General features: G+C 60.1%; 5 protein-coding genes and 2 pseudogenes. 6 read left to right on the top strand and 1 reads right to left on the bottom strand.

Annotated features, from left to right (window positions below; genetic code table 11):
- The 5 genes and pseudogenes from DH10_RS36370 to DH10_RS24790 form a co-directional block, all read left to right on the top strand.
- The coding region (locus DH10_RS36370; RefSeq protein WP_210327852.1) for a hypothetical protein at positions 1–215 on the top strand (215 nt) is incomplete at its 5' end.
- A gap of 269 nt (positions 216–484) precedes the next feature.
- Entirely contained in the window at positions 485–2,089 is a 1,605-nt protein-coding gene (locus DH10_RS24800; RefSeq protein ID WP_192385472.1) for an ABC transporter substrate-binding protein, read from the top strand.
- Positions 2,086–2,358 (top strand): annotated as a pseudogene (locus DH10_RS38295) (ABC transporter permease); the annotation flags it as partial. The gene DH10_RS24800 and the pseudogene DH10_RS38295, both read left to right, overlap by 4 nt.
- A gap of 80 nt (positions 2,359–2,438) precedes the next feature.
- The gene (locus DH10_RS24795) at positions 2,439–4,214 is read left to right on the top strand and encodes a N,N-dimethylformamidase beta subunit family domain-containing protein (protein WP_192385471.1); all 1,776 of its coding nucleotides are present in this window, start codon (positions 2,439–2,441) and stop codon (positions 4,212–4,214) included.
- 415 nt (positions 4,215–4,629) lie between these two features.
- A complete protein-coding gene (locus DH10_RS24790; RefSeq protein WP_192385470.1) occupies positions 4,630–4,773 on the top strand; it encodes a hypothetical protein in 144 nt (47 codons plus the stop codon).
- A gap of 262 nt (positions 4,774–5,035) precedes the next feature.
- On the opposite strand, the gene DH10_RS24785 is transcribed toward DH10_RS24790, so the two are convergent.
- A complete protein-coding gene (locus tag DH10_RS24785; protein WP_192385469.1) occupies positions 5,036–5,422 on the bottom strand; it encodes a hypothetical protein in 387 nt (128 codons plus the stop codon).
- Between the two features lie 438 nt (positions 5,423–5,860).
- Between DH10_RS24785 and DH10_RS38000 the strand changes: the two are divergent.
- Positions 5,861–7,113, top strand: a pseudogene (locus DH10_RS38000) (recombinase family protein); the annotation flags it as partial.

Genomic DNA, 7,113 nt, shown 5'->3' with positions numbered 1-7,113 from the left:
ACTGGATAGAAACTGGGGGCAACGTCACCTCCGCCGAGGCGGCCGTCGCCTTGCTGCGAAACAACGGCCTCAACCGTTCCTTCGCAACTCGCAGCGATCCGGCCCAAAGCTCCAACGTCGCCTCAATCGGTGCCTGCGCCATCCATGACCCCCCGAATCATGGTGGGCCAGTGATTCAGAAATCATTCAATCAGGCAAGGAAATTACGACTGTAGTGTTAGATCCATCTCGCTGCTAGATGACGAACATATACAAACTGCATTTGACGAGGCGGGGCCGGCCGAGATTAGTTCGCTGGCCACCATGTTTCACCACCACGTGCTCGACGGCTTTGGATCGCGTGGGCTGGATCCGTCGCCACTTGAGGCAACGGAAGGCAGGACGCATGAGATGCAATGGAGGATCCCGCAGCAGAAAAGCACCTGCAGCCCTGACCAGCTTTGCCGTGGCAAGTCTAGCACCATCCAAGAAAGGGGAACTGAACATGACGATTTCTCGACGCAACCTTATAAAGATGAGCATGGCCGCCGGAACGGCCATATCTTTCCCTTCAGTCCTGCGGGCGCAGGCGGAACCAACCGACGCGCGGACGGTGCGCATGGTGATGAGCGATAGCCTGAGCGTCTTCGATCCGATTTTTTCGACGGCTGGCGTAACAGCTAACCATGGCCTAGCGATCTACGACACGCTCTTCGCGCTAGATTCCAAATTGATGCCGCAGCCACAAATGGTGGGGAAGTGGGATGTTTCCGAGGATAAGAAGACGTATACATTCGAGCTTCGGGACGGCCTAGGCTGGCACGATGGCACCCCCGTCACCGCAGCGGACTGTGTCGCATCGATCCGTCGCTGGGGGCAGGTAGTCGGCGGCGGACAACTGCTCATGGCGCGGGCCAGTGATATCTCAAAGAAGGACGACAAGACCTTCAAGATCGTTCTCAAGGAACCGTTGGGGCTCTTGATTGAAATGCTGGCGAAATCAACGACGCCACTCCCTTTCATGATGCGCGAAAAGGACGCGAATCGCCCCGCAACCGAACAGGTGACCGCGAATATCGGATCGGGACCGTTCAAGTTCAATCACGCTCTTGCAAAGCCAGGCGCGAGCTTCACCTACGACCGCAATGAACAATACGCACCACGCAAGGAGCCAGCTAACGGAAGGGCCGGCGGGGAGGTCGTCAATGTCGATCGCGTCATCTGGAATAATATCGCCGATCAGCAGACTGCTTTGTCGGCCTTGCAGGTGGGTGAAATTGATTTCCTTGAAACTCCTTCCACCGATTTTTACTCAGCGATCGAGAGCGATCCCAACCTTACACTCCAAGTTCTGAACGAGTCTGGCGAGGACATGATCCTGCGCATGAACCATCTGCAGAAGCCGTTCAACAACGTCAAGGCGCGCCAAGCGATGCTTCACCTGATTGACCAGGAGGCCTTTCTGCGCATCATATCCCCCGATCCAAGATACAGCCACCACGTCACTTCGATATTTGGGAACAGTACACTATATTCAAACGACGAGAATACGGGCTGGTACAAGCAGGGCGGCGACCCAGAAAAGGCCAAGCAACTCCTCCAAGAGGCGGGCTACGCAGGCGAGCAAGTCGTCATCCTTCAGCCAACGAACTATCCGGTGTTCAACAATGCCGCGCAGCTGTTGGCGGCCACGCTGCAGAAGATTGGGGTAAATGCAGAGCTTGCGCCGAGCGACTGGGCCGGTGTTGTCGCACGCCGGGCGAACAGGGGCCCGGTTGAAAGCGGCGGATGGAGCATCTTCATTACGAGCGATGTCGACTACGCTCAAGGCGATCCGACCACCGCACTTGCACCAAACGCGAGTGGCGACAAAGCTTGGTACGGCTGGCCGAAGAGCGACGAATTTGAGGCTCTTCGGGCCAAATGGGCGGACGTCGAACAGCTCGACGAGCGCAAGGCACTGGCCCGCGAGATGCAACGGATTTGGTGGGACTTCGTCGGCGACATTAGGTTGGGTCAGTTTGTTTCGCCAATCGCGCGCCGCAATTCACTTACTGGCCTTATCGGCTCCATGGGGCTTGTCCCTCTGTGGAACATGCAGAAGGGTTGAGGGCCCTTTCAGGGTTGTTCTCGACCATCGCCGTCATAGGCAATGGTCGGGATGTTCGTCTTCCCGCTTCTCAGGCCTGGCGCCCCGGCTGCGACCATCGCGGGCGACGGGCAACGGAAGAAATGATCGACAGCATCTGCGAACGGCTGGGGCTCAACGATCCGTTGCCGATCCAGCTCCTACGGTAGGTGCGTGGGCGACCCGTTCTCGAACTCATCTCGCAGCGGCTGGAACGAACCATTTCACTTTCGATCCTGACGACAATTCTTTGATGTCGCTCGGGGTCTGCGAGCGCGACGCGCTAAGCCGAACGATTCGCATCGTCTTCTCTACTCGAAGGAGGTACGCAGTGCCCAAACTGCTACAAGAACCGCCAATGGCGATGCGTCGGAAGGTTCCCGTTCAGACGGAGACGTTCCTACCTGGCGTCAACCCTCATCCTTCACTGGCGACCGATCATCGCTTCCTTCCATTCCCGGCCACCGGCCGAGAAGAAGTGCCGTATTTCGCCGGATATTTGACTGAGATCAGCGTCCGACCGGGGCAGGAGTTGTCGGCACACGTGGCAACACGGTCCGACGAACACTGCTACGTGGACATTTATCGCGTAACTGGATGCGAGGATGCCCGCCTTGTCCCAAAGCTCTCCTTTGTCCGACGCTTCGGCCCAGTCCAACCACACCGGCTGCCACCGTCAGCAGCAGGTCGTCGCCTCAGCCCCGGCGACGCGGACTCCGAAGGATGCCGATGGCCGAAGGTAGACCTCCTCAAGGAAATCCCCGCAGATTGGGCCAGCGGCGTTTACCTCGCCCAGTTCTGCTCCGCCGACGAGCCACAAGGCCGCACCTCGGACCGAGCCGGCGAGGATGCGCTGTTCATCGTGAGAGGGGGCGGTAATCGCCCGGGTGCACGAATCCTCTGCCAGGTGAATGTTGCAACCTGGCTCGCCTACCACATTTGGCACAATCGGAGCCTTTACGTGGGGCGTACTGAAGATGGTCAGCGTCTGGAAGAACTTCGCTCTTTTAAAGCCTCGATCCATCGGCCTGGAATTGGCCTTTGCTATCCGAACGAAGGCATTCTAAGTCCAAATCCTTTTAAAGCGGCCTATACCTTCGCATTTGTCGACTGGTTGGAACGCGAGGGTATAACCGTAGACTTCTGCTCTGGCCTCGACATATCTGCCGGACATGTAAAGCTTGCCAACTACGATGCCTTGGTGACGATCGGCCATGACGAGTACTGGACGGCGGACCAACTTGACGCCGTCCGCGACTTTCGGAACTCCGGCGGCCACACGATCTTCCTCGGCGGCAACCTTGTTGGTTACGTGGTCCGCGAAACGCAAGACAGAACGGCGATCGAGTGCTACAAACTCGCAGGCAGCTTTTACTCATCGGATCCTCACGACAATGAGTATGGCGACAGCAAAGAGTCGCTTGATCCACTACACACCGCATCGCCGACGCCTGATCGCCTCCTTACGGGAGATATTTGGAACCTGCGCGAAGGATCAACCATCCCTACGACCGGTGTTTACAACAGCGCCTGGCGTCCGGGAGCGTCACGGGAGCTACTGACCGGTGGCGCGCAGTGGTGGTGGGAGATGTTCGGCGGCCCTTCGCGTCCTCCTTGCGGCTTCACCATATGTGACCCCGACCATTGGGTTTTCGATGGCTTGCAGGTGAAGGAGGGAGACACCTTTGGCGCAGAGACAAAGCTCATAGGGCATGAGGGAGATGGTCTGGAAGTCAAGATGTTCGGCACGCGTCCCGAACTCACATTCGCCGATGGAGCACTCCCGGGCACTAAACTCCTCGCCGTCGCCGACTGCCGTCGTTGGGGTGAGTGGGACTTCCGCGCTTGGCCACCCACCTTCACTCCTGGTCAGCGGGAGCATCTTGGGGGCACCGGTGGATTTGTCACCATGGTGCTTCACGAAGAGGCTGGCAAAGGCATGTTGTTCAGCGCACCGACCACGGATTGGGTCTTTGGCCTTGTACCGTCCATCGACTGGACTGCCACTCGTAGCCTCGAGCCTCCGCTCTTGCCGCCCGATCCCGCGGTCGAGCAGATTACTCGCAACGTTATCCTCGCCTGCCATAGGCGGAGTGAGCCTGCGTAACGCCGGGCAAGGTGCGAGGCACTTTGGAACGGGGATGTAATGACAAGGGCTTTTGATCAATGTTCAAAGTTGAGGCCTGATTGGAGCAACCCCGAGCACGGACGGTGATGCGGCTGCTGTGTCGCCAATTACCGGGCGTGTTTAGTCACTGCCGAACTTGCGCCGAGCGACTGGGGCGGCTCGTTGCGCGCCGCGCGACCATGCTGCTGGGTGTCGAGAGAACCACATGCCGACCCTCTCGGCATGAGTCCTGTAGATATCGCAGTAAGCCGCGCCATTGGCCAAAATAAGGGGAACGAAAAATGACAATCTCTCGACGCAACCTCATTAAGATGAGCATGGCCGCCGGAACGGCCATATCTTTCCCTTCGTCCTGCGGGCGCAGACGGCGTCAAGTGGCGCACGGACGGTGCACATGGTGAAGTCGTCGGACCTGCGCATCTTCGTTCCGATTTGGACGGCGACGAATATCACCGCCGACACCGGCGCGGCCATCTACGACACGCTGTTCTCGCTTAACTCGAATTACATGCCGCAGCCGCAGATGGTGGAGAAGTAGGACGTGTCCGACGACAGGAAGACCTACTGCGCATTTCGCAAAAAACGGGACAGTCGTTCCGCTTAAATCGCGGACAGCAGGATGGGGTCGGCCCTCGGTTGCTTGGTTGAGGTCATTTGCGATTGATTTCGCCGTTTTCGGCGCCGGTTAAGAGCGGCGGTGTTTTTTGCTTTCTCATGCTGTCGCATTCGAGGGTGAGGCGATGGGCGTTGTGGATGATCCGGTCGAGAATGGCGTGGCGATTGTCGGCTCACCGAAGTTGTCATGACGCCTCCTTCCTTGATCGCCTGTTGCGTGCGATCCGTGCCCGCAGCGTGTTGATCTGGTCGTCTGAGAGTTCGATTTGCCACGGCTGCCCCTTCGTGAGCTGGTGTCCCTCGAGCCAGCCGCGTGCGAGATAGTCGAAGACGGTTTGTGGTGTGACGCCCAGGGCGGCGGCCGACCCTTGAACAGAGTAGGTGCCATCCGGCCATCGGTCGGGATTGGCGCTCGTCCCGTTGATCTTGACGGTGGGGATGCCCCAACGTGTCCGCAGAAGCCAGACATTCTGACCTTTGAACGCGCAACCGCGTGCTGCGACAAAGCCTTCCGCGTTCAAGGCCGCCGCGATCTCCTTGTCCATTTTGCCTGCGGCGTTGAGTTCGATCACTCGGCTCCGCAGCCGACATCGATGTAGTCGCCATGGGTGTGGACCTTTGGAGAGAATGCTCGCTTGTCGCTCCCGTCTGCCACAGGATCTTGAACCAGACCTGGCCCTGGAAGCGCTTCTGGTCGAGGATGACCTCGCAGATGATGAGGCGCAAGATGCCCTTGCGCTCGGCCGCCGTTGTCGAAGGGGAGTGCCAGATGCCGGGCAGATCTTCGCCCAGCTTTTTCAGCGCCTCGCGATCCGGCTCGTTCAAGACCAGGGACATACGCTCCAGCATAGGCAGGATTTTGGAGGATGCTGAGCACTCGCGAGTTGTCGGCCTCGCGCCACACCACATCGTGCGGCGCCGGGCCGAGGACGGGACGCACAGGCAGCGGCAAATCGTTCTTTCGCAGGTAGCGCTTCGAGAACACCGAGAGCACCAAGCGGCAATACGCGTTGCGCGATCGCGCAGTGGCGCTGGGCTGGCCGATCGAGCGTGTCCACGTCATCGATAGCGACTTGGGCCTCTCCGGCGCGCGGTCGCCCGCGACGGCTTCCAGCACCTGGTGACCGAAGTGGCGATAGGGCATGTAGGGATCGTGCTGGGGCTGGAAGTGTCGCGCCTGGCACGCAACAATGCCGACTGGCACCGTCTCCTTGTGCTGGCCGTTCTGTCGCGCATGCTCATCATGGACGAGGACGGCGTCTACGATCCGGCCTATTTCAACGATCGCATGCTGCTCGGGCTGAAGGGCACGATGAGCGAGGCCGAACTGCACATCCTGAAGTCGCGGCTGCAAGGCGGCATTCTCAACAAGGCGCGCCGCGGCGAGCTCGAGATGCCGTTGCCGATCGGGTTGGTCTACACCCCTGACGCACGGGTCGTGCTCGATCCCGACCGACAGATCCAGGACACGGTGCGGCTCCTGTTCGATACTTCCGCGAGACCGGCTCGGACTGCGCCGTCGTGCGCCGCATGCGGGGGCGAGAAGCTCCTCTTCCCCGGCGTATCCGCCGCGGCATCGGCAAGGGCGACGTCCTGTGGAGCGAGATCGACCATTCCCGCGTGCTCCAGATTCTGCACGACCCGCGATATGCCGGCGCGTTCGCCTATGGGCGCACGCGCACCGCCTACAATGCCAAGCTCAGGTCGTGCAGCTGCGCGAGGCGAGATCCGACTGGCAGGTGCTTATTCCCGAAGCCCATGAGGGCTACATTTCCTGGGCCGAGTATGAGCGCAATCAGACAACCCTGGAACAGAACGCCGTCGGCTTTTCACCTGGCCTACGCGGACGCATGCCCCGCCAGGGCAGCGGTCTGTTGCAGGGACGGCTGCTGTGGGCCGCTGCGGTGCACGCATGCGGGTAGGGGCGGCTGCGCCCCTATTACGTCTGCAACGAAGCCGTCGTGCGGCACGCCGGCAAGCACTGCCAATGGGTGCGCGGCGCACCGGTCGACGAGGCGGTGAGCGCGCTACTGCTGGAGGTGAGGGCGCCGGCAGCGATCGATGTCGCGCTCGCCGTGCAGCAGGAGATCACCCAGCGCGTGGACCAGGTCGCGGCGCTGCGCGGCACGCAGCTGAAACACGCACCCAGTTCCCACCGACGCTATGCCGAATGGACACCGGAGCGCTTTCGGCGTTGGGCCGCGTCGATCGGGCCGCAGACCGAAGGTCTGGTCATCGGGCGTTATCAACTTAACTCGCGTTC

The organism is Mesorhizobium silamurunense (assembly GCF_014843825.1).
GTDB lineage: Bacteria > Pseudomonadota > Alphaproteobacteria > Rhizobiales > Rhizobiaceae > Mesorhizobium > Mesorhizobium silamurunense.
This window is presented reverse-complemented; position numbering and strand designations above follow the sequence as displayed.

Bases quoted from the DNA above. Each gene is read 5' to 3' on its own strand.
- DH10_RS24790 (WP_192385470.1), top strand. From the start codon at position 4,630: ATGGTGAAGTCGTCGGACCTGCGCATCTTCGTTCCGATTTGGACGGCG.
- DH10_RS24800 (WP_192385472.1), top strand. From the start codon at position 485: ATGACGATTTCTCGACGCAACCTTATAAAGATGAGCATGGCCGCCGGA.